We start from the raw sequence: 24,707 nt of genomic DNA, 5'->3' as shown, positions 1-24,707 counted from the left end.
ACATCACCGCCTGTGTTAAATTTTTATAGCGGGCGAACAATTTAGTTTATTTTTTGTATTAATTATTAAAAACTGCCTTAAATTTAATTTTAATGGCATGCTTTTGGCATTTAACTGACACCAAACACCCTTAGCTTTGAATAAATACGTACGTAAAAGTCTCAAAATTTTATTGTGGGTAATTGCCTCCATCATCATCCTGGTTGTGGGTGTAGCCCTCTCTTTAAATATTCCTGCCGTTCAGAATTTTGTAAAAGGTAAGGCTATAAACTACCTTAAAAGCAAAACCAAGACAGAAGTAAGTTTAGAAAGCATTAAAATTGCTTTGCCAAAAGATGTAGTCTTAAATAAATTCTACATCGAAGATCGCAAAGGCGATACCTTATTATATGCCGAAAAACTTGCTGTAGACATTAGCTTATTTAAACTGTTGAAAAACACAGTTGAGGTAAATAACATTGAACTAAAAAATGTACGCGCAAATGTGAAGCGTATTAGTCCCGATACAACATTCAACTTCTCATTCCTGGTAGATGCCTTTGCAAGCGATCAGAAAAAACCGGAAGAAAAAGTAAAGAAAGACACTACCTCTACCTTAAAATTCTCTGTTGATAAAGTTTCGTTCGAAGATATTGGCATTAATTACCGCGATGATGTTGCAGGTAACGATGTGAAACTGTATTTAGGGGCATTTAAAACGAAAATTAAAGATTTCGACCTCGCCAACCAGCATTATGTAATTAAGGAGTTAAGCCTGGTAAATACCTCATTGCGTTATTTACAGCAAAAACCATTGGTTAAATTGGTTCAGCATATTACCAACAGTGTAGATAGTACGCAGAAGGAACAGGGGAAATTACCATTAATTGAAGTGCAAAACTTCGTTTTTAATAACGTAAAGGTAAATTACGACGACCAGATTTCGACCACGAAAGCCATTGCCACGGTAAACGACCTTGGTTTAGCCAACCTGAAAGTAGATTTAACCAACAGCAAATATTCAGTTGATGATGCCCATTTAAACAAATCGAATATCCTTTTTGCTTTTAAACCTGCACCAAGTAACGATTTAAAGAAAGTTAAAGATACGGTGGTTCCTGAAAAATCGCCATTGGGTTTAATCATTAAAAACATTAGCCTGGCCGATAATGATGTACAGTTCGATAACCTGGGCGCAAAACCTGCACCTAAAGGCATGGATTTTAACCACCTTAAAATTAACCAGCTTAATTTGGGTGCCAGCGATGTAAGCTATAGTGCCGCGGGTATAAAAGCCAATGTAAAAAATGGTTCGTTAAAAGAGAAAAGTGGTTTTGTTTTGGATGAACTACGTGGCGACGCGGTGTATAACGACAAACAAATCAAGCTAAGCAATTTCATCCTGAAAACACCAAATACCTCGATAGAAAATGCAACAGAGTTAAATTTTACCTCAATGGAAGATTTAACCAAACATCCTGAGCGTGTAAAACTAAACATTGCCCTTAAAAACACCACCATAGGTTTAAAAGATGCCGGATATTTCAGTAATGCCGTACCTGCGAATTACCGCAACGAAAAAATAAAAATAAATGCAGATGTAAACGGTTATTTAAATAACCTGAATATTCCAAAACTGCAGATTAGCGGACTAAAAAATACACAGATTGATATCAGCGGAAAAGCCAAAGGCCTGCCCGACATCAAGAAAACTTTTCTCGATTTAAACATTAAAAAACTTCATGTTACCAAAGGCGATATTTTAGTGGTGGTACCTAAAAAATCTTTGCCGCCATCAATAGAATTGCCAAATGTAATTGACGCGAAAGGTAATTTTAAAGGCTCCATGACTGATTTTAATACCAACCTAAACATCAATACCGATATGGGTGGTGCCGTGGTGGTTGCCGGCATGAATGGCCCTAAAGGCAGGGAAAGTTATAAGGCAGATGTTAGTTTAAATAACTTCAACGTAGGCCGCTTATTAAAAATGCAGCCTAAACTGGGCCGTGTTTCTGTTAAGGCCAATGTTGCAGGTACAGGGCTCGATCCTAAAAAAATCAATGCCAAATTTAATGCAAGGGTATTAAGTGCTTATTACAATAAATATACCTACCGCAATTTAACCGTTGCCGGTAATTACAGCAACCAGAACATCAGCATTAAAAGCAGCATGCCTGATAGCAACGCTAACTTTAATTTAGATGCCAAAGTAAATCTTGCAGGTAAATATCCTGCCGTAAAAGCCGATTTAAACTTAAAACAGGTAAACCTACAGGCTTTAAATTTTAGTCCGACGGTTTTAAGTGCTGCCGGGGTTGTTAAAGTAGATCTGGCCACTGCAGATGCCGATTATTTAAACGGTTCGGTTGATGTTACCGGCTTACAACTGGTAAAAGACAAGCAAAAGGTTAACGTAGATACGATTTCGATCCGTGCAAAATCAACCGCTACAGAAAACGAACTGACCTTAAAATCTGAAATATTATCTGCCAAAATCGATGGTAAATACCAGCTGACCAAAGTGGGTAGTGCAATAATCAACGAAATCAATAAATATTATGCTTTTGGTACGGTAACCAAAGTTCCCGATCAGCGTCTAAGATTTTTTGTTCAGGTTTATGATTCCAAACTATTAAAGAACTTTGTACCTGAGCTAACGGTATTTAAGCAATCGCAGTTTTATGGATTAATTGATACACAAAAAGACAGCCTGCAGATTAAAGGTAATTTTCCGCAGGTAGTATATGGCGATTTCAAAGTTGATACCACGGTTTTAAATATCAACAACGACAATAACAAATTAGACTACAGTTTAACTGTTAAAAGCCTTCAAAGTCCATCTATTGCCCTTTTCAATACCGAAGTAAGTGGCGATGCTGCCAATAACAATTTGGGGGTAAACATTTTCTTACGCGACAGGCAGAAAAAAGATAAATATGTTATTGGAGGTAATTTCCAATCGATCAATCAAGATTTTAAATTTACTTTAGATCCTCAGAAGTTACTGCTCGATTATCAAAAATGGGTGGTTTCGCAGGATAATTACATTCAGTTTGGTGCTTCGGGCATATTGGTTAATCAGTTTCAGATCAGTAACAGCGGGCAATCACTTTCCATTAACAGCAACCCTACCCAGCCTAATGCACCATTATCGGTAGAGTTTAAAGATTTCCAATTAGAAACCCTGACTAAATTTGCCGAAACCGATACTACGCTGGTGGGTGGCCGTTTAAACGGAACCGCAAATGTGAAAGATTTAGCATCAACCCCAAAATTTGAGGCTAACTTAACCATCGATCAGTTGCGTTATCAGAAAGATCAGCTGGGTACTTTGCGTTTAGCCGTAAACAACAATACCCAGAATGCTTTTGAGGTAAATGTGGCGTTAACCGGCGTACATGAGTTAAGGGTAAATGGTTTTTATTATACTGCGCCTCAAAGCGCATTGGATCTAACGGTGAATATCGATAAGATCGAAATGAAAAATATCGAAAGTTTATCTGCGGGCCAGCTTAAAAACGGTACCGGTACTTTAACCGGCGCCCTAACCGTTAAAGGTGCTTTAACTGCGCCTAAAATACTGGGCGATTTAACTTTCAATAATGCAGGCATTAAAGTGGCTTATGTAAATTCATATTTCCGCATGCCAAACGAAAAGATTTCATTTACAAATGAAGGCATCAGTTTTAATAACTTCACACTGATTGATTCTTTAAACCAAAAAGCAACCATTAACGGAAAAGTCCTTACCAGCGATTTTAAAAATTACCGTTTTGGATTAGATATCAAAATGAACAATTTCAGGGCAATCAATTCGACTGCAGCTGATAATGATCTCATTTATGGAACGGTATTTTTAACGAGCGACATCAAAGTGCGCGGCGATTTGAACCAGCCTGATGTAAATATGAACATCAGGGTAAACAAAGGCACCAAATTCTTCTTCGCCTTGCCATCAAGCGATCCGGCCATTATAGACCAGGAAGGAATTGTGCAGTTTATCGATGCCGATGCCCCGCCATTTAACGGACAAAAAGCTTTAAAAGTAGATAGCGTGAGTAAATCGGCGATGAAGGGAATTAACCTTGTTGCCGCAGTAACCATCGATCCTGAGGCCGAACTGAATGTGGTGGTAGATCCATCAAATGGTGATGCATTAAATATTAAAGGTGAGGCAGATCTTAACGCGACTATGGACCCGAGCGGTAAAATTAGTTTAACAGGCCGTTACGAAATTATTGATGGTTCATACAATCTGTCGGTTGGTCCGCTGGGTAAAAAAGCGTTCAAACTGGTAAAAGGAAGTACCATTATCTGGACAGGCGAGCCTACTTCGGCCAATGTAAATTTAACAGCCTTATATGAAGTTAATGCTGCCCCTATCGATCTGATTAACGAGCCAGACAATATTCAGGCTAAAACTAAATTGCCTTTCCAGGTTTATTTAATGATGAAAGGGGAGCTATTGAAACCAATTATCTCTTTCAAACTTGATTTGCCTGAAAACGAACGTGGGGCATTAAACGGAACGGTTTACACCAAGCTGATTAACGTTAACCGCGACGAAAGTGAGTTGAATAAACAGGTTTTTGCCCTATTGGCACTAAACAGGTTTATCGCCAACAATCCTTTCGAAAGTCTGGCAGGCGGTGGCGGCGGTGTTTCTACCCTGGCGAGATCGAGTGTAAGTAAATTATTAACCGAGCAGTTAAATAACCTGGCTTCCGATTTAATTCAGGGTGTAGAATTGAACTTTGGAGTAAATTCTTCAGAAGATTATTCTACCGGCTCACTGCAACAGAAAACAGATCTTGAAGTTGGTTTATCTAAAAAACTATTAAATGATAGATTGACCGTAACCGTAGGCAGTTCTTTCGCTTTGGAAGGACCACAGGCGCCAGGCGAAAAATCGACAGATATTGGCGGAAACGTAAATGTTGAGTACGCCTTATCAGCCGATGGAAGGTACCGCTTAAGGGCTTACCGACGCAACCAGAACGATGTAATTGTACAGGGACAGATTATCGAAACCGGTTTAGGTTTCACCCTTGTGGTAGATTACAATAAATTCAGAGAGATTTTCCAGAAAAAACGCAACAGAAGAAACATTGAACAAAAACCTAAAAATGAGACAACTAATTAGACCAATTTTATTTGTACTGGCCTGCTTAGTTTGGGCTGCATGTAGCTCTACCAAATCGTTAAAGCCGGGACAACATTTATATACAGGTGCTGAAGTAAAGATTAATCCGGATTCGTCGGGTAAAATTGATGATGAAAAACAGGTAAAAAGTGATTTAGAGAGCAAAACAAGACCTCGTCCCAATAAATCTATTTTGGGTATTAAATATAAACTTGGCATTTATAACCTGGCCGGCGAACCTAAAAAACCAAAAGGTTTTAAAAACTGGTTGCGCAGACAAGGTGAGCCACCTGTATTGGTAAGTGAGGTAAAACTGAAATACAATAATGATGTACTAACCAGCTATTTAATTAGCGAGGGATATTTACAGGCCACCGTTACCGGCGATACCGTAGTGAAAGATAAGAAAGGTAAAGCTGTTTATACTGCAGAAACCGGTAACCGTTATAAAATCAATAAAGTAACTTTTCCGCCAGATAGTGGTGCTCTAACCAAAATCATCAATCAGAACAAAGATAAAACCTTACTAAAAGCAGGCGATTATTACGACCTGGATAATTATAAAAACGAGCGCATCAGGATCGATAACGACCTTAAAGAGCAAGGTTATTTCTATTTCAGTCCGGATTACCTGATTATGCAGGTAGATAGTACCATCGGTAAAAATCTGGTAAATGTAACTGTGAAAGTTAAAGATATTGCACCTGATGCCGGATTAAAGCCTTATACCATCAGGAACATCAATATTTACCCGAACTACACTCTGCGGAGAGATACGATATTAAGAAAGTTAAAACCACTGGAATATCACGATTTCAGCATTTATGATGACCGCAATACTTTTAAGCCAAGGTTGTTCGACCGTTTGGTTTTCTTTCAGAAAGGAGAAGCTTATAACCGTAAAGACCACAACCAATCGTTAAACAGAATGGTAAATGTAGGTGCTTTCAGGGATGTCAGGGCTGAGTTTTTACCGATTGATAGTTTCAAAAATAACCAATTGGATCTGAATATATACCTTACTCCGCTTAAGAAAAACTCGCTGAGCTTTTCGGTTACCGGCACGAGTAAATCGAATAATTTTGTGGGTTCGGAGGTAAAAGTAACGCAAACTACCAGAAACTTATTCAGGGGCGCAGAACAATTGGATGTGAGCGTTAGTGGCGGTTTTGAAACACAGGTTAGAGGTACTTCACTAGGTAGAAACTCACTCTCTCTTACTACAGAAGCCAAGTTAACTTTCCCCCGTTTTATTGTACCTTTTTACAAACCTAACAGTACAACGGCTTTTATACCAAAAACTATTGCTTCGCTTTCTTACCAGATGCTTAACCGTGGATCGGAATACACCTTAAATGCATTCAAAGGCGAATTTGGATACAATTTTAAAGAAAATCAATATAAAGAGCATAATTTCAATCCCATCTCTGTTAGTTATATTGCTACAGGCTTTCCTAGTGATAAAAAAAGGGACAGTTTATTTGACGCAAACCCGTTGTTAAGAAGTACACTCGAAAACCAGTTTATCATAGGTAGTAATTATAACTTTACCTACACCAACCAAATGGAAACCAACCGCCGTAACAATGTTTATTTCTATGGTGGTTTAGAAACAGGCGGTAATGTTTGGGGATTATTTACACCAACAAATGATAAAGGACAAAAAACTTTATTTAATACACCGCTTACTCAATTTATAAGAGCAGAGGCCGATTTTAGGGATTTCTATAAAATTAACCGCAACCTGATCTGGGCAAACCGTTTAAACCTGGGTTATGGTTATGCTTACGGCAATAGTACATCTTTACCTTTTGTAAGGCAGTTTTTTGCTGGCGGAAGTAACGATATCAGGGCCTTTCCGGCACGTACTTTAGGTCCGGGTACGTACAAGGTTCCGGATAATGCCATTTTTGCTGATCAGGGTGGTGATATTAAGTTAATGCTCAATTCAGAACTTCGTTTTAAGATAGTGAGTGTGCTTTATGGTGCATTGTTTGTAGATGCAGGTAATATCTGGCTAAGGAAAGAAGATCTTGGGGAACCAGGCAAACCAGAAACTGCCAGACTTGGATCGGGCTTTAAATTAAAAAATACTTTTAATGAATTGGCTGTAGGTACCGGCGCGGGTTTACGTGTTGATGCTACTATTTTTGTGGTACGTTTAGATGTGGCTTTCCCAGTACGTAAACCTTACCTGCCTGAAGGACAAAGATGGGTGTTTGATGATATTGCCTTTGGCAACAAAGACTGGCGCAGGCAGAATTTAATTTTTAACATTGGGATAGGTTATCCGTTTTAATTTTTCGATGAAAATAATCACCAAAATCAAAAACTTTTTTATTGCGCTTTATCACCTTTTTATTGCTGCCGGAAAAGGTTTTGTAGAAGACAGGGTAACTAAACTAAGTGCTTCACTTGCCTATTATACTATTTTCTCGCTTACACCGCTAATCATTATTGTATTATCGGCTGCCACGCTATTTTTTGGTGATAAAAGAAACGAGCAGACTAGGGGTCAGTTTTTTGGACAGATAACCGAAATGGTTGGGAAAGATGCCGCAGCACAAATTCAGGGTTTTGTAGAACATGCTAATAAATCCGGTCAATCTACTATTGGGTTAATCATTGGTATTGGTACCTTAATTGTTGGAGCAACGGCTATTTTTATCGAAATACAGGATAGTATTAACATCATCTGGAAAGTAAAGGCCATTCCTAAAAAAGGCTGGCTGAAAATGCTCACCAATAGATTACTTTCATTTTCGCTGATTGTTTCAATGGGCTTTTTACTGCTCGTTTCGCTCGTAATTAACAGTGTGGTAGTAGGATTGGGCGATAAACTGGTTTCGCTGGTTTCAAAAAGTGATATAGATAAGGTCATTCCGGTAGCAAATGATACGATGCAGCTGCTGATTTATATTTTGAACAATGTAATTACCCTTGCTGCGGTTACGGCTGTATTTACGATTATATTTAAAGTATTACCAGATGTTGTTATCCGCTGGAAATCGGCAATAATCGGGGCATTATTTACCGCTGTGCTTTTTAGTTTAGGTAAATATCTGATTGGAATTTACATCGAAAAAGGCAACCCAGGCTCAGCATTTGGGGCAGCCAGCTCAATCATCGTAATTTTACTATGGATTTATTACACATCTATTATCTTGTATTTCGGGGCAGAATTTACCCAGGCCTATGCCGAAAAATACGATAAGGGCATCTCCCCTAGTAAGTATGCGGTATTTACAAAAATCACGATTGTAGAGAAAAAGGTAGATGTACTGCCACCGCAGCATCCTGAAGATACGGTTGAAGTGAACAAGGATAAATAATTGCTTCGTAAAGCACCAAATAAATCATAAGATATTTTCAACGGAACCTTCATGCTCGCCAACGCAAATTTTGTTTAAATTTTAATACATTCTTTATATAATGACTACAAATCCAGTCGGGAGAATAATCTTAAATAAATTTCATCTTCAAAAACACCTGTTTATTTCTACATCTAAACAGCGTTATATGATGATAGATTTTTGCATTTAGCAAACATTATCGTATCAAAAAAAATTGAACCGCTTTCTAAACTACAGGGTGGCTGATGAGGCTCGAACCCAGGATCATCATTACCAACCATAGTGGTAAGATTACTTCGCCGGCTGAAAAAATTTTCTTGCAATGACAAACACTTTTATATAGTCTGCCATCCTGAACGAAATCGAGAGATCTATCTCGAGATAGATCTCTCCGCTCCACTGCGTTTCGGAGATGACGACCCAATTTATTAAATGCTACTCCCCGGTTCGTGTCTCCACGAAACGGGAATGCCTACCTTAAAAATCGTTACGCTACTTCCTCAGTAATTACTTTAGGTTCTTCCTCTACTTCGTCCTTCTCTACCCTTAGGTTACGGATAATGTGCTGTTGCCTGTCAGGCGTATTTTTACCCATATAATATTCGAGCAGGCTCTTAATGGTCTGGTCTTTTAAAATAACAGGGTCTAATCTGATATCTTTACCTATAAATAATCCAAATTCATCTGGCGAGATTTCCCCCAGCCCTTTAAACCGGGTAATTTCGGGCTTGTTGCCCAGTTTTTCGATTGCATTTCTTCGCTCCTCATCACTATAGCAATAAATCGTTTCCTTTTTATTCCTCACCCTGAAAAGTGGCGTTTGCAGAATGTACACATGCCCCGCTTTTACCAGATCAGGGAAAAACTGAAGGAAGAATGTCATCATCAGTAAACGGATGTGCATCCCGTCCACATCAGCATCTGTTGCAATTACAATGTTATTGTAATGCAATCCATCTAAACCATCTTCGATATTTAAAGCATGTTGTAACAGGTTAAACTCCTCATTTTCGTAAACCACTTTTTTCGTGAGCTCGTAACAGTTTAACGGCTTACCTTTTAAACTAAATACCGCCTGACAATCTACATCACGCGATTTGGTGATCGAACCCGATGCCGAATCTCCCTCGGTAATGAATAAAGTAGTTTCGTAACGTTTCTCGTGCGTGGTGTTAAAATGCACCTTACAATCGCGAAGTTTCTTATTGTGTAATGATGCTTTTTTAGCCCTGTCGTTAGCCAGTTTTTTAATACCGGCAATATCTTTACGCTCGCGCTCTGATTGCAGGATTCTTTTCTCTAATGCATCAGCTACCTCTTTATTTTTATGCAGGTAATCGTCCAGTTCTTTCTTAACAAAATCGTTGATGAAAGTAGCTACCGATGGCCCCTCTGGCCCCATATTCTGCGAACCTAATTTGGTTTTAGTTTGTGATTCGAAAACCGGTTCCTGCACACGGACAGAAATTGCAGCAATAATCGAAGAACGAACATCGGCCGCATCAAATTCTTTTTTGTAAAATTCACGAACGGTTTTCACTACTGCAGCCCTGAAAGCCGCCTGGTGTGTTCCACCTTGCGTGGTATGCTGTCCGTTAACAAAAGAGTGGTAATCTTCGCCATACTGCTGCCCGTGGGTCATGGCAATTTCGATATCCGGTCCAATCATGTGGATAATCGGGTAACGGATTTCTTCAGGCTTATTAAATTTAGAAAGCAGGTCGTATAAACCTCTTTCCGAAAAATATTTCTGGTTATTGAAATTTACGGTTAAACCTGTATTTAAGAAAACATAGTTCCATACCATGCTTTCCACAAAATCAGGAATGTAGTGGTAGTTTCTGAAAATGGTTTCGTCCGGATAAAAAGTAATTGCTGTACCATTGCGCTGGGTGGTATCGATAACTGGTTGTTCATTTACAATTTCACCTTTAGAAAACTCTACTTTTTTCGTTTTTCCATCACGGTACGATTGTACGGTAAAACTGGTAGAAAGTGCATTTACCGCCTTGGTACCCACTCCATTTAAACCTACTGATTTCTGGAAAGCGTTACTATCGTACTTACCACCGGTATTGATCTTGCTCACACAATCGATTACCTTACCTAAAGGGATTCCGCGACCGTAATCGCGAACGTTCACTTTTTGCTCGGAAAGGGTAATTTCGATGGTTTTTCCTGTACCCATCACAAACTCGTCAATGGAGTTATCCACAATTTCCTTTAATAAAACGTAAATACCGTCATCCTGAGCAGAACCATCGCCAAGTTTACCAATGTACATCCCCGGACGAAGCCTGATGTGCTCTTTCCAATCTAATGAACGGATACTGTCGTCGTTATAAATTACTTCTGCCATACTGTGTTTATCTGTTCTTCAATGAAAAACCCTGCATTTTTTGGTTTGCAAAGTGATGAAGAATCTGTAGAAATAATCCTGATGCCTGAAATAAAAATATTTTCAAATACGCTTTTCAGAATTATAATACAATAATAGATTTATTCTATGAGGCTCGCAAAAGAAAATTTCAACAAAAGGATGGAAGAGGTATATTGTGGTTCAATAGTTCGATTGGTCATTAGTGAAATAGTTGGTGATCGCTAGTGGTTGATAGTTCATGGTCTGATAGTTAATAGTCTGGAAGTTGACAGCTCACTCGTTTGTAGTCAACTGTCAATTTGCCCATAGGCTATCAACCATGAGTCAAAAGACCATGAGCCAATGTCCAAAACATTTCAACTTTAAAACATTCCAACATTTAACAATTCAAGCCTGGGCAACCTGTCCGTCCACTAATCAACTAATGAACCAATCACCTTCCCCTTTCTAACATTCTCTCATTCAATCATTCAATTTTCCCTATCTTCATCCCGTTATTCAAAATTCTATTTAATGCAACAAAAGAAACAGCTTTCGCTATTCGATTTATCTATGATTGTGGTGAGTTTAGTTATCGGAATGGGTGTGTTCCGTACGCCGGTAAACGTAGCTGCAAAAGCGCAAATTCCTGAACTTTTTTATCTCGCCTGGTTTATTGGTGGTTTTGTAGCTTTTTGTGGCGCCTTAACTTATGCCGAAATTGGTTCGCGTTTTCCGGTTACGGGCGGGTATTATAAAATATTTTCATCTGCTTATCATCCATCCATTGCCTTTGCCATTAACTGCATTGTTATTATTTCCAGTGCGGCGTCAGTTGCAGCCATTTCAATTATCGGTGCAGAATACCTGAGCAAAATTATTTTACCGGTAGCAAAACAAACCGAAACTTACCGGGTAGCCATAGCAATTGTTACCATTCTGGTTTTTTATATCATTAATCTTTTAGGCTTAAAAGCGAGTTCCAAAACGCAAAATGTATTAACGGTAATCAAGATCGGGATGATTTTGACCTTAATCTGTGCTGTATTTTTCGGCGGACAAACAGAAACGGTTACTCCTGTTTTTAAAACTGCAACCGGTGCATTACCTACCTGGAGCGATTATGGAAAAGCATTAGGACTGTGTTTAATTGCAGTTTCGTTCTCTTACGCGGGTTATGCCCAAACCATCAATTTTGGTGGCGAGGTTAAAGAGGCTAAAAAGGTAATTCCACGTTCTATCATTATCGGTTTAACCATCATTGTCGCCTTGTATCTGGCCATCAATTATGTTTATGTAAAAGTAATCGGTTTCGAAGAATTAAAATCGGCCGAAAGCATTGCGGCAATTCTGGCTTCAAAAATATTTGGTCCTGCAGGGTTTAGTGCACTTTCGGTTATTATCTTCTTCTCTGTAATGGGCTATGTAAACGTAAATTTATTGAGTAACCCAAGGGCCATGTTTGCCATGGGCGAAGAAGGTGCCCTGCCAAAAATATTCAGCAGGATGAATAAAAAAACAGAGGTAATCACTGTTAGTTTAACCGTTTTCACTGTAATAGCGGTGGTTATTATCTTTTACGCCAAAACCTTCGATAAGATTTTAAACTACACCATTTTCTTAGAAAGCATCAGTATGGCCAGTTCTGCGGCTACCATTTTTATCCTGAGAAAAAGAACGGCACATCTTGATAAAAAAACCATCTACACTGTACCATTATATCCTATATTGCCTGTTATATTTATTGCGGCTTACACTTTTGTGGCCTTTAGCATTTATGCTGACGATCAGAATGCTGCATTAAATGGTTTATATATTTTTGTTGGCTTTCTGGCAATCTATTTTGTGAGCAGGTGGTTTAATAAGAAATAGTTTTATTCCCGGTTCAAACCTCGCAGGTTTTAAAAACCTACGAGGTTTAGTTAGGCAGACCTAAGTAAAATAAACCTGATTGGAATGAACATCCCGATTTTTCATCGGGATAAAATGGAAAGCAGGACTGATTTAACCTATAAACACAGAAACCTGCTTTTCGAAAAATAAAGAATTAATTTTAGCATTTTTAATGAACAAAACTCTCTCTTTAAAACAGGAAATTGCTTACGCCGCAGGCATGATTGGCTGGAGCACAATGACAAACATTATCATTGTAATGCTCCCCTATTTTTACCTGCCACCAAGCAACGCAGGCTTACCCCCTTTGGTGCCGCAACTTGTTTTACTGGGTGCATTTAACATCCTTTCTATTATTGCTGCATCGGGCAGGCTGGTTGATGCCATTTACGATCCATTTATTGCTTCCAGAAGCGATGCCAGTACCAATAAAAACGGACGAAGGATGCCTTTTATGAAATGGGCCATTATTCCGGCCATGGTTTTCTGCGGACTGGTTTTTTACCCGATCCAAAAAACGGAAAGCCTGCATAATGCCTGGTGGCTTACCATTACACTTTGCTTGTTTTTCGTCTCGGTAACCACTTATATTATTCCTTATAACGCTTTACTGGCTGAAGTAACCAATACCCCACGACAAAAAGTTAAACTATCCAGTTATCAGCAGGTGGGCTTCGTTATCGGGATTATTTTATCGGCCTGCACCAACAACTTTGCCGATCTGGTTGAAGCTAATTTTCACGTAGCCAACCGCAGCGAAGCTATCCAGGCTGCAATATGGGGTTTGTGCATCCTATCCGGACTGGTGATGTTACTTCCTGTTTTTTTTATCAATGAAAAAGAATTTTCGGTAGCCAAGCCTACGCATGTACCATTATGGCCAGCCATTAAGAGCACTTTTAAGAACAGTAATTTTAAATATTACCTGATCTCCGATTTTGCTTTTTATACCGCATTGAGCATTATTTCAAGTGGTTTACTATTTTTTTGTACCGTATTATTAGGCTTACCAGAATCTGAAGGCGGAAAATTTATGGGCGCGATGGTTTTAGCTTCCCTCCTGTTTTACCCGGTTGTTAATTTTGGATCTGCTAAAATTGGGAAGAAACCCTTTGTATTGTTTGCTTTTGGCGTACTCTGCCTGATTTTTGTTACCATTTTCTTTTTAGGGAAATTACCCTTCGGACCGCATACGCAGATTTACATCCTGGTATTATCAGCCTCTTTTCCATTGGCGGCGCTGGGCATTTTACCTACGGCCATATTAGCTGATATTGCCCAGAAAGACACTTTAGAAACCGGCGAAAACCATGAAGGAATGTTCTTCGCAGTGAAATACCTTTTTGTAAAACTCGGACAAACCTTTGGCATCGCCATTTTTGCTATGCTTACCATCTACGGCAAAGATCCGGGGAATGATTTCGGCTTACGGTTAAACGGAATTGTTGGTTTCGGACTCTGCTTAATCGCATTATTGTTTTTCAGCAGGTTTAAAGAGGAAAGATAGTTTGGAGTTGGCGTTTTGAGTGGGGAAGTCTGCAAACAAATTACTTGTAAAAAACATGAGTAGAGTTCTGGCCTATCAATACCAAAACCCTACTCATATCTCAATATAACAATATCCTAATAATCCGGACTTTGTTTCAATGTACCTTTACTTCTGTCAATCTGATCTTGTGGTAAAGGAAAATACTCATCTCTGCTTTCTATAGTGATGCCTTTTAAATAGTCAAAGTATCCGCCCTCAAAAGAGAAATAACTCTCCAGTGTTTGTTTGGCTATGCCCCAGCGTACCAGATCGAAAAAACGGTGACCTTCCATCGCCAGCTCGAGCCTGCGCTCAAACCGAACTGCGTTTCTGGCATAGGTATCATTAGGAAATGAAGTGTACGGACTTACTTTATATGCTGCAGCAGGTGTACCGTTTATTTGTTGCGGCGTAATTTTTGCTGCCCTCAAACGCACAGCATTTACAAGTGCCAAGGCCCTTGGCAGGTCGCCTTTTTCAACCGCACATTCTGCTGCCATGAGGTAAATATCACCCAGGCGGATCAGGTTTACATTCAAGCCGGTAACGTTAGTAGTGCCTGGTGCTGTACCGCTTGAAATCTGTGCAGCCTCTATTGTATTTTTAACGGGAACAAAAGGTCCACCGTTTGAAGCATCCCGGATCCAGGTATCGCCTGCCATAATTCCCCAATCGCGGTATGGAACACCACGCCTGCCAATAGTCGATTCTATCCGCGGATCAAGAGGCAAGGTTTTATCCACTACATAATTGTCTTTTGCGGCTCCGGTTAAACCAAAATCTGATTTATAGGGATTGGTACGGTAACTGCCATCCAATAATGGCAAACCGGCAATATCAACTTTAAAAGAATTGGCCAGATCGATAGAAGGCTGGAAGAACCCGCAACAGTTGATTGGCGTGTTACCGTAAGGGAAATTCAGGATATCGCCAACATTTCCATTGTCTCCACCGGTACCATCAGTACCCACCGAATGCTGAACAGACATAATGGTTTCAGGTCCGTCTTCTTTCGTAATATCGAAATTATCTGTATAAGGCATGGTGGTTAAATCTGGTTTAGCCAAAATTACCGCGTTAAGCAGATCATATGCTTCCGGGTATTTTTTCTGGTATAAGAAGACTTTACCGAGGTAAGCCTGTGCCGCATATTTATCAACCCTTCCTTTTTGGTTTTTTGGTTTGGTTGTACTCAAATTGGCTACAGCAAACTGAAGATCATCCACAATATTAGGGTAAATATCCTTATCGTTTGGAACAAAAGTACCACTATTGGCTTCGGTAATGTATGGCACCACTTTAAAAACCCTTACCAGAAAGAAATAATAATGTGCACGCAATAAACGGGCTTCGCCCTGTATTTCTTTGGCGCGGGCATCATCAAATTTGGCAGATCCATTGCCTGCCTGTAAGTTTGCTAATATTTTAAGGGTATTGTTACAGCGCTGAATACCTTCAAAGCACCTGTCCCAAAGGTTCGATATATTATCATTGGTACTGGTTGGCGAGTGTTGCTCAATAGCATTCATAGGCGGCTGATCGCCAACACTACTGCCTTTATGCGCATTATCAGAAGCTACTTCTCCAAACAGCCATTGGCTCGGTGCAGCGCCATAATTGCCGTAAGTACCGTTAACATTACCGTTTAGTAGTCCGTAGGCACCTACCAGTAAACCCTCAACCCCATCTTGCGTGGTTAATTGCGCCTCTGTAAGTTCGCCCTGAGGCTGCAGGTTCAAAAATTCCTTCTTACACGAGAAGGTAGACAAGATCAGAAAAGAGAGCAGGATATATTTTATATGTTTCATCTTTGTTTCTTTTTAATTAAAATCCAACATTAATACCGATTAAAAACTGACGTGGAGAAGGATAAACGCCCTGATCTACCCCTGGTGCAGAGAAAGTATCCGTAATCTGGCTCACCTCCGGATCCATGCCGGTATATTTGGTAATTGTAAATAAATTGGTTGCACTTACATATACCCTCAGTTTATTGATGAGCGAATTTGCACCAAATGCTTTAGCTGTAGGGATCGAATAACCAAGCTGTATATTCTTCAACCTTAAAAAACTTCCGTCCTGAATGTAATAGCTTGATGAGGCAAACTCCAGATCTGAAGCACCCGCATAAGCAGAAGGGATTAAACTGGTCGGATTTGAAGGACTCCATGCATTTAACAGCCTGGTACTTTTTGCGCCATCGAAAGAAGGGAAATCGGTGAAATAGCGTGTAGCCTGAAAAATATCATTGCCCTGAACGCCATAAATAAATGCAGCAATATCAAAGTTTTTATAAGATGCATTTAAGTTTACCCCAACCGTAAAATCAGGATTTGGATCGCCAATAATGGTCCGGTCTTTAGGATCAATTACCCCATCGCCATTAATATCCTGGTAGCGTAAACCACCAACCCTGGCGCCAGAATAAGATGGATTGGCCTGAATATCAGCAGTGCTCTGGTAAATACCGGCTGTTTTGTAGCCGAAAAATGAACCAAATGGTGCACCTTCCTGCAATACACTGGTTTGTAAACTTCTGTAATTACCATAAATCTGATTAAAAATACCAGGAGCCAATCTTACGATCTCGTTTTTGTTTTTAGAGAAATTTACGCCAACATCAAATTTAAGCGGATTGTTGTCTTTAATGCCATAATGATAAGCCACATTAAATTCGATCCCTTTGTTGCTCATATCACCGATATTTACAAATGGCGAACTACCTAAACCAACCACACTTGACGGTAACGGAAGATTATAAAGCATATCAGATGTTTTTTTGTTATACCAATCTACCGATCCATCTATTGCCCCTCCCCACAAACTAAAATCAAGTCCAATGTTTAAAGCTTTTAACGATTCCCATTTTACATCGGCATTTTGATAAGCATTTTGCCATACACCAGTGGTTAACCCGTTTGCACCACCAACGGCATAAGCAGAATTGATAATAGAACTTTGGAAACGGTTAATGTACTGGTAAGGCGGGATCCGCTGATTTCCCGTCTGGCCATAACCAACACGTAGTTTTAAATCACTCACCCATTTCAAACTTTTCATAAACTCTTCTTCCGATAATCTCCAGGCAACACTTCCTGCCGGATAATTACCGTATTTATTGTTCGGACCAAAGTTTGAAGAACCATCACGCCTGAAAGTAATACTGGCCAGATAACGGTCGTGGTAAGAATAATCTACCTTTCCAAATAAAGAAAACAGCGAACCAATTGAGCCAAAACTGGTATTGCTGATGTTGGAAGAACCCGTACTCAGGTAATAGTAATCCTGATTGCCCAGAATAAAGAAATCATTCCTTCCTGCATTTAACTGACGGGACCTTGATCTGATGGCTTCTGTTCCAACCAATACATTTACGCGGTGCAATTCGTTAAAAACTTTACTATAATTTAAAGTATTGGTCCAGGTCCATTCGGTGTTATATCCCTGGTATTCGTTGAGGTTATTGGAGTTGTTACCTTCAGAAAATTCCAGATTTGGATAACGCATAGACAGGCCGTTAAAGTTTTCGTAACGCAAACCAAAATTGGTTCTTAGTACAAGTCCCGGCAGAATATCGCCCTCAGCGAAAACATTTCCGAAGAAGAAATTACTTTTGTTTTTATTGTCTTTTGCACGGTAAAGAAAAGCAAGCGGATTTTCAGCATTTCCCAGCTGACTACCGCGGCTACCCGCAAAATTTCCGGCAATATCGTAAACCGGGATAATGGTTGGTATTCGGTAAGCCCAGCCCAATGCGCTGCCCTGATCCTGATAACTACCTGGCGTATTGGGATTAACACCAAAACCATACCCTTCTGAATAACTGTACTGCGCATTTTCGCCAAAACGGACATGTTTGTTAAAAGCAGATATACTGGTATTCGATCTGAGATTGTACCTTTTAAAACCGGTATATTTTATGGTTCCTTTCTGATCAAGGTACCCGCCCGAAAAAGTGTAGGTTGCATTTTCGCCGCCACCTGTAGCACTGATCTGGTAATTTTGTACTGGTGCCGATTCCGTAATCTCATCAAACCAGTTGGTACCTTCTTTATTAGCCCTTGTAATTTGATAGAAAAGATTAGGATCGCGGCTGTAATTGTATTTAGAAGGATCAGCGTCGGCGGCAGTAACATCCTGACCTAATTTTGAACCTGCCACCAGGTAATCAGGCAGTACCGGCGTTGGCCCTGAACCATAATTTTTACCTGCTGCAATGGCTTTTCCGGCATTTTTGTAGCCATCAAATACATACTGGGCATATTGCTGAGGATTCATCATTTCGGGGAAACTGCCTTTACGCGGAGCCTGTGTACCGTAATAAGAATCGAGTGTGATTTTTGGTGGTCCTGCCACGCCTTTCTTAGTGGTAATAATTACAACACCATTATTGGCCCTCGATCCGTAAATAGAGGCCGATGAAGCATCTTTTAACACCTGCATGCTTTCGATATCGTTTTGGTTAAGCCAGGATAATTTACCTTCAAAAGGAACACCATCAATCACATACAGTGGTTCGTTGTTATTGATGGTACTAATCCCCCTGATCCGGATCTGCGGTGTAGAACCCGGCGCTCCGTCATTGATAATCTGCACCCCGGTAGCCTTACCCTGTAAAGCTTCTACCGCACTGGCAGCAGGCTGGGCTTTTAACAGGCCCATGCTCACCACGGCAACCGCACCCGTTAAATCCTTTTTTCGCTGGCTGGAGTAACCCGTTACCACCACTTCTGACAATTTGTTGTTTTCGGCCAGTAAAACGATAGAAAGAGTAGTTTCACCGCCTACGGCAACTTCTTTCGATCCGTAACCGATAAATGAAACCACCAGTATATCGGTTGATTTTGCTGCAATAGAAAATGTACCATTTGCATCGGTTGTGGTACCTCCTGGACCGTTTTTGATTTTTATTGTTGCCCCAACGATGGGAAGTTTATCATCGCTCGCAGTAACTTTCCCGGTTACTTTGGTTTGGGCATTTGCCTTGATTGCGAACAGCATACTCAGGCACAAGAGAACATAACTCCTCCTGAAAAAAGATAGGTTTTGTTTCATAGGTTATAATGATAGTTAATGATTCTTAGGGTACTGAACTGAAAAAATTGGCAAATGCGTAGCACACAACAGTTTAATTTGTTGCAATTTTTTCAGTAATAATTTTAGGTTGACCGGTTTTTTGCCTTTCTAAATCTGGGGCAAATAAATCAGAATCGAATACTCATAAAGCGGGTGTACTGTTTTTTTCATAGTGTAGTAATTGGTTAGATAGTTGGTTAGAGATTAATATATTTACATCATAAATTATCGATACAAAAAAATAAACGTGAAAAATACATTTAAAACAAAATAAATATACAAAAAAATTACAATTGCATATACATTAAATTTAAATACATTATTTTGAGAATAAATTCTCCTAATCATACCCCAGGGTTACGTAGTAACCTGAGCCGGTACAACAGATTGACGGACTTTACTTTTCCACATTTTATTTATATCTTTGCCGCCGAAGCAGGAATAAGGGCTTGCCATTCTTAATGGCATATTCTCTCCGCAAGTTAGTCCTTCAACAATTGATCGTTCTAGCTTCTTCGATAAATATTACATAAAAACATACATGTTATTCAAAGAATTAAACCTCATTGAGCCAATTTTAAAGGCCCTTGAGACCGAAGGTTATACACAACCTACGCCTATACAGGAGCAATCTATTCCAACGATATTAAAAGGTAAAGATTTATTGGGCTGTGCTCAAACCGGTACCGGAAAAACCGCTGCCTTTGCCATTCCGATGTTGCAGTTATTGCATGAAAAACACATCAATACCAAAGCAACCAAAAACATAAAGGCTTTAATTTTAACGCCAACACGCGAGTTGGCCATCCAGATTGAAGAAAGTTTTAAAGCTTATGGCCGCAACTTAAACTTACGCCACTTGGTAATTTTTGGCGGGGTTAATCAACACTCGCAGGTTGAAGCACTTAAAAAAGGCATCGATATTTTAGTGGCTACGCCCGGCCGTTTATTAGATTTAATGAACCAGGGCTTTATCAACTTAAACACTATTGAGTTATTTGTACTGGATGAGGCTGACAGGATGCTCGATATGGGCTTTATCCACGATGTGAAAAGAGTAGTGGCTAAATTACCTGCTAAACGTCAGACTTTGTTTTTCTCCGCAACCATGCCGGATGAAATCCAGAAATTGGCGAATACCATTTTATCAAGCCCCACGAAAGTAGAAGTTACCCCTGTTTCTTCAACGGCTGAAACGATTGTGCAATCGGTTTATTTTGTGGATAAACCTGATAAAAAGAAATTATTGATCCATTTACTGGAAGATAAAAATATACAGACGGCTTTGGTATTTACCCGTACCAAACATGGTGCGGATAGGATTGTGAAAGATTTGGCTCATGCCGGAATTAAAGCGGCTGCCATTCATGGTAACAAATCGCAAAATGCCAGACAAAGGGCCTTAACCGACTTTAAAGACAGGAAAATTCGCGTTTTGGTAGCGACTGATATTGCTGCCCGTGGTATTGATATTGATCAGTTATCGCATGTTTTCAACTTCGAATTGCCTAATATTCCTGAATCTTATGTACACAGGATTGGTCGTACCGGTCGTGCGGGTGCAAATGGTATTGCGATTTCATTTTGCGATGCAGAAGAAAACGAGTACCTATTGGATATCCAGAAACTGATTAAAATTACGCTTCCGGTTGTTGATGATCATCCTTATCCGTTAACCTGGGAAAGCATGCTGGCCAAAAATCAGGTTAAACGTAAACCTCAGGCTCAATCAAAAGGTGGTGGGGGTAAAAAAGCCGGCGATGGCAACATGAGCGGCAAACCACGTAACGCCAGCAACAACAGAAGATTTGGTGGAAACAGGAGGAAGAGAGATTAGGTTTTAAGCTTAAAGACTAAGGCGGAAAGACTAAAGATTTCCCACCCATATATTAAAAGCCCAAGTTGTAAATTACAACTTGGGTTTGTTTTTTAAACCTATACGATAAGCCGCGAAAATCCGTCATTGCGAGGCACGAACCTTTTTATTTTAGTCTGTCAATGGAAGCGGAGTGTAACGAAGTCAAGAACCCGAAGGCTCAGCGAAGCTAAATCTGTCTGGATAGATCTCTCTCCCGAATATTCGGGACTGCGCTTCAGTCGAGATGACGAGTCCTCTATTGGAATCTGTATCAAAATAGAAAAACCCGATTTGCAAAAGACAAATCGGGTTTTTCTATTTTTAAGGTAAGAGAAAGGAAAACCCTAAACCTTACGCCTTATACCTTCTACCTTAAACAACTACATTAATAATCTTTCCTTTAACGAAAATGATTTTTTTAGTCGGTTTTCCATCCAAAAATTTCTGAAATTGCTCATCTGCGAATAAAATTGCTTCTACTTCCGGCTGAGCTAAAGTTAAACTCAAATTCAGGTTCATCTTCATTTTACCGTTGATGGAAACCGGGTAAGCAAATTCATCTTCTACCAGATACTCAGGTTTGAATGTTGGATAAGCGGTGTATGATAAAGTTCCCGCTTCGTTACCCAATAATACCCAAAGCTCCTCACAGATGTGCGGTGCATAAGGTGAAAGGATAATCACCATATCTTCCAAAACCTGACGGTTTTTGCATTTCAGATCAGTTAATTCATTTACTGCAATCATAAAGCTTGATACAGAAGTATTGAACGAGAAACGCTCGATATCATCCTGCACTTTTTTAATGATTTTATGCAGCGATTTTAACTCTGCTTTTGTCGGTTCATTATCGTTTACATGGAAAGTCCAGTCTTCATTATGGAACAAACGCCAGAACTTACGCAGGAATTTGAAAACACCTTCAATACCGTTTGTATTCCAGGGCTTACTCTGCTCCAATGGCCCTAAAAACATTTCGTACATCCGCAAAGTATCAGCACCGTAACGCTCAATCAAATCATCCGGGTTAACCACGTTGAATTTCGATTTCGACATTTTTTGAACTTCCGGTCTTAATTGCAAATATCGTCTACCTGAATTATCTATCCTCCACAACACATCTGTTTCCAAGTCAATTGCAATCCCTCCCTTTCCAGTTAAGAAATTCCATACTGGAGCAATTAACTGTTCAAACCCTTCTTGGTATAATCTATCTGTTTTGGCATCAACCTTATCAATTGGAACTATGGTTTCGTGGTTTGCATCGATTACTTTAAAAGTATGACCATTTATTTCAATATCACCAAAATCCTTTTCATCAAATGAAGCATATTTCCAAAATACATCTAATTCATTTTCAACATCTTGATAAGTAATTATTTTAACAAAAAGAGAAACTCCTGTAATCATCCCCTGGTTAATCAGTTTTTTGAAAGGCTCTTCTTCTTTGGTATAACCTAAATCTTTCAAAAACTTATTCCAGAAACGGCTATACAATAAGTGGCCGGTTGCATGCTCAGAGCCACCGATGTACAAATCCACATCTTTCCAGTATTCAACCGCTTCTTTTGAAGCAAAATCGTTATTGTTGTTCGCATCCATGTAGCGGTACCAGTACCAGCTGCTTCCTGCCCAACCCGGCATGGTGCTCAGTTCATAATGTCCGCCATCTGCAGGCAACCAGTTTTCGGCCCTCGCCAAAGGTGGTTCTCCTGTTTCAGTCGGTAAATATTTATCAATTTCAGGCAACAATAAAGGTAATTCTTCTTCCTTAACCAGATAAGGTAATCCATCTTTAAAGTAAACCGGAATCGGTTCGCCCCAATAACGCTGGCGACCAAAAATCGCATCGCGCTGACGGAAGTTTACTTTTGCTTTTCCAACTTTTTCGACCTCTAACCAGTTGTTCAAAAATGCAACAGCTTCCTTATAAGTCAAACCGTTAATAAAACCAGAATTGATGTATGTTCCTTCTTTGGTTGGATCAGCCTGAACATCTATATCTTTCTGTGCGTCCAAAATCTGGATAATCGGTAAATTAAAATGCTTAGCGAATAACCAATCGCGTTGGTCGCCACTTGGCACGCCCATTACCGCACCTGTTCCGTAACCAGCTAACACATAATCAGCAATCCACAGTTGAACACGCTCGCCACTTACCGGATTAATCACATAAGTACCCGTAAAAGCACCCGAAACCGTTTTGGTATCGGCCATACGATCTAACTCTGATTTCTTTTTGGTTAAAGCGATATAATTTGCAATGTCCTCTTTTTGTTCAGGAGTAGTTAATCCAGCAACCCATTCGTGTTCCGGAGCCAGTACCAGGTAAGAAACCCCGAAAATGGTATCCACACGGGTAGTGAAAACTTCGATTTGTTTATCATGTCCTTCCACCTGAAATTTAACAGACGCACCCACGCTCTTACCGATCCAGTTGCGTTGCATTTCTTTAATCGGCTCCGGCCAATCGATGGTATCTAAACCTTGCAATAAGCGGTCAGAATAAGCAGTAATCCGCATGCTCCACTGCATCATTTTCTTTTGCTCAACAGGGAAACCGCCACGTTCAGAAAAACCATCTTTTACTTCATCGTTGGCTAAAACCGTTCCTAAGGCTGCACACCAGTTTACGGTGCTTTCGCGAAGATAGGTTAAACGGTATTTCAACAATTCGATCTGTTTTTCCTCATCAGTAAACGTTGCCCAGTCGCTTGGCAAAAATTGTTTGGTATCATCATCACAAACCGCTTTTACGTCGGCTGTGCCGGATGCATTAAATTTTTCGATCAAGGTGGTAATATCCTCTGCCTTGTCATTCTCGATGTTGTACCAGGAGTTGAACAATTGCATAAAAATCCACTGCGTCCATTTGTAATAAGATGGCTCGCTGGTGCGTACTTCCCTGCTCCAATCAAAAGAAAAACCAATCTGATCTAACTGACGACGATAGGTTGCAATGTTTGCCTCAGTAGTAATTGCCGGATGCTGTCCGGTTTGTATGGCGTATTGCTCTGCAGGTAACCCGAACGAATCGTATCCCATTGGGTGCAATACGTTAAAGCCTTTAAGGCGTTTGTATCTCGAAAAAATATCTGATGCAATGTAACCCAGTGGGTGACCAACGTGCAGGCCTGCTCCTGATGGATAAGGAAACATATCTAACACATAATATTTTGGCTTATCAGAATTACTTTCGGCTTTAAACGTTTGATGATCTGCCCAGAATTTCTGCCACTTTTGTTCTATTTCTTTGAATTGATAATCCATTGCAAGTTTTAATTTTTTAAAGACGCGAAAATACAGAAATTAAGGGGCTTAAAAAAGCAGATTAATGATATTATTTTGCCTTCAGAAATGCAGAATAAGAAGAGGTTAGTCTCGCGGTCAGATGTTACCATCTGATCCTTCTAGGCTAAAAAGTTTATTTAAGGTCAGCTATCAAAAATCGACACCACAGCCAGCAACAGCCTGTAAAAGAAACTAAATCGAAATAAATGGGTTGATATATTATT

10 protein-coding genes are annotated in these 24,707 nt (G+C 39.8%); 6 read left to right on the top strand and 4 right to left on the bottom strand.

Translation table 11 applies throughout. The annotated features are described in order from the left end of the window. Nucleotides 1-136: 136 nt before the first annotated feature. From ABD769_RS18590 to ABD769_RS18580, 3 genes are read left to right on the top strand one after another with little or no spacing between them, the layout of a single operon-like run. On the top strand, nucleotides 137-5,125 hold the full coding sequence (locus ABD769_RS18590; protein ID WP_344852864.1) for a translocation/assembly module TamB domain-containing protein: 4,989 nt from the start codon (nucleotides 137-139) through the stop codon (nucleotides 5,123-5,125). Continuing rightward, nucleotides 5,109-7,424, top strand: a complete 2,316-nt coding sequence (gene tamL, locus ABD769_RS18585; protein WP_344852863.1) for a translocation and assembly module lipoprotein TamL — start codon at nucleotides 5,109-5,111, stop codon at nucleotides 7,422-7,424. The genes ABD769_RS18590 and tamL overlap by 17 nt, the downstream gene beginning before the upstream one ends. A gap of 7 nt (nucleotides 7,425-7,431) precedes the next feature. Beyond that, a complete protein-coding gene (locus ABD769_RS18580) occupies nucleotides 7,432-8,457 on the top strand; it encodes a YihY/virulence factor BrkB family protein (RefSeq protein WP_344852862.1) in 1,026 nt (341 codons plus the stop codon). A gap of 508 nt (nucleotides 8,458-8,965) precedes the next feature. Here ABD769_RS18580 and ABD769_RS18575 read toward each other — a convergent pair. Then, nucleotides 8,966-10,837, bottom strand: coding sequence for a DNA topoisomerase IV subunit B (locus ABD769_RS18575; protein WP_344852861.1), 1,872 nt, complete (start codon nucleotides 10,835-10,837; stop codon nucleotides 8,966-8,968). 534 nt (nucleotides 10,838-11,371) lie between these two features. Here ABD769_RS18575 and ABD769_RS18570 point away from each other — a divergent pair. Together ABD769_RS18570 and ABD769_RS18565 are read left to right on the top strand one after the other, a co-directional pair. Next, nucleotides 11,372-12,709, top strand: a complete 1,338-nt coding sequence (locus ABD769_RS18570; RefSeq protein WP_344852860.1) for an APC family permease — start codon at nucleotides 11,372-11,374, stop codon at nucleotides 12,707-12,709. Nucleotides 12,710-12,902: 193 nt separating this feature from the next. Then, nucleotides 12,903-14,237 carry an MFS transporter gene (locus tag ABD769_RS18565; protein ID WP_344852859.1) on the top strand — a complete coding sequence of 445 codons (1,335 nt, stop codon included), beginning with the start codon at nucleotides 12,903-12,905 and terminating at the stop codon, nucleotides 14,235-14,237. Nucleotides 14,238-14,353: 116 nt separating this feature from the next. Here ABD769_RS18565 and ABD769_RS18560 read toward each other — a convergent pair whose 3' ends face one another. Further along, a complete protein-coding gene (locus ABD769_RS18560) occupies nucleotides 14,354-16,066 on the bottom strand; it encodes a RagB/SusD family nutrient uptake outer membrane protein (protein WP_344852858.1) in 1,713 nt (570 codons plus the stop codon). A gap of 16 nt (nucleotides 16,067-16,082) precedes the next feature. Beyond that, complete coding sequence (locus ABD769_RS18555; RefSeq protein ID WP_344852857.1) at nucleotides 16,083-19,313, bottom strand: SusC/RagA family TonB-linked outer membrane protein; 3,231 nt, start codon at nucleotides 19,311-19,313, stop codon at nucleotides 16,083-16,085. 562 nt (nucleotides 19,314-19,875) lie between these two features. On the opposite strand from ABD769_RS18555, the gene ABD769_RS18550 reads away from it, so the two are divergent. Next, nucleotides 19,876-21,171, top strand: coding sequence for a DEAD/DEAH box helicase (locus tag ABD769_RS18550; protein WP_344852856.1), 1,296 nt, complete (start codon nucleotides 19,876-19,878; stop codon nucleotides 21,169-21,171). 393 nt (nucleotides 21,172-21,564) lie between these two features. Here ABD769_RS18550 and ABD769_RS18545 read toward each other — a convergent pair whose 3' ends face one another. Further along, nucleotides 21,565-24,462, bottom strand: a complete 2,898-nt coding sequence (locus ABD769_RS18545; protein ID WP_344852855.1) for a leucine--tRNA ligase — start codon at nucleotides 24,460-24,462, stop codon at nucleotides 21,565-21,567. Nucleotides 24,463-24,707: the final 245 nt, after the last annotated feature.

Origin of the sequence: Pedobacter jeongneungensis (assembly GCF_039538295.1) — a bacterium.
In the GTDB taxonomy this organism is placed as follows: Bacteria; Bacteroidota; Bacteroidia; order Sphingobacteriales; family Sphingobacteriaceae; genus Pedobacter; species Pedobacter jeongneungensis.
This window is presented reverse-complemented; position numbering and strand designations above follow the sequence as displayed.

What these genes read in the sequence shown, in the direction of transcription:
- tamL (WP_344852863.1), top strand. Translation starts at nt 5,109, where the DNA reads ATGAGACAACTAATTAGACCAATTTTATTTGTACTGGCCTGCTTAGTT.
- ABD769_RS18580 (WP_344852862.1), top strand. Translation starts at nt 7,432, where the DNA reads ATGAAAATAATCACCAAAATCAAAAACTTTTTTATTGCGCTTTATCAC.
- ABD769_RS18575 (WP_344852861.1), bottom strand. Translation starts at nt 10,837, where the DNA reads ATGGCAGAAGTAATTTATAACGACGACAGTATCCGTTCATTAGATTGG.
- ABD769_RS18570 (WP_344852860.1), top strand. Translation starts at nt 11,372, where the DNA reads ATGCAACAAAAGAAACAGCTTTCGCTATTCGATTTATCTATGATTGTG.
- ABD769_RS18565 (WP_344852859.1), top strand. Translation starts at nt 12,903, where the DNA reads ATGAACAAAACTCTCTCTTTAAAACAGGAAATTGCTTACGCCGCAGGC.
- ABD769_RS18560 (WP_344852858.1), bottom strand. Translation starts at nt 16,066, where the DNA reads ATGAAACATATAAAATATATCCTGCTCTCTTTTCTGATCTTGTCTACC.
- ABD769_RS18555 (WP_344852857.1), bottom strand. Translation starts at nt 19,313, where the DNA reads ATGAAACAAAACCTATCTTTTTTCAGGAGGAGTTATGTTCTCTTGTGC.
- ABD769_RS18550 (WP_344852856.1), top strand. Translation starts at nt 19,876, where the DNA reads ATGTTATTCAAAGAATTAAACCTCATTGAGCCAATTTTAAAGGCCCTT.
- ABD769_RS18545 (WP_344852855.1), bottom strand. Translation starts at nt 24,462, where the DNA reads ATGGATTATCAATTCAAAGAAATAGAACAAAAGTGGCAGAAATTCTGG.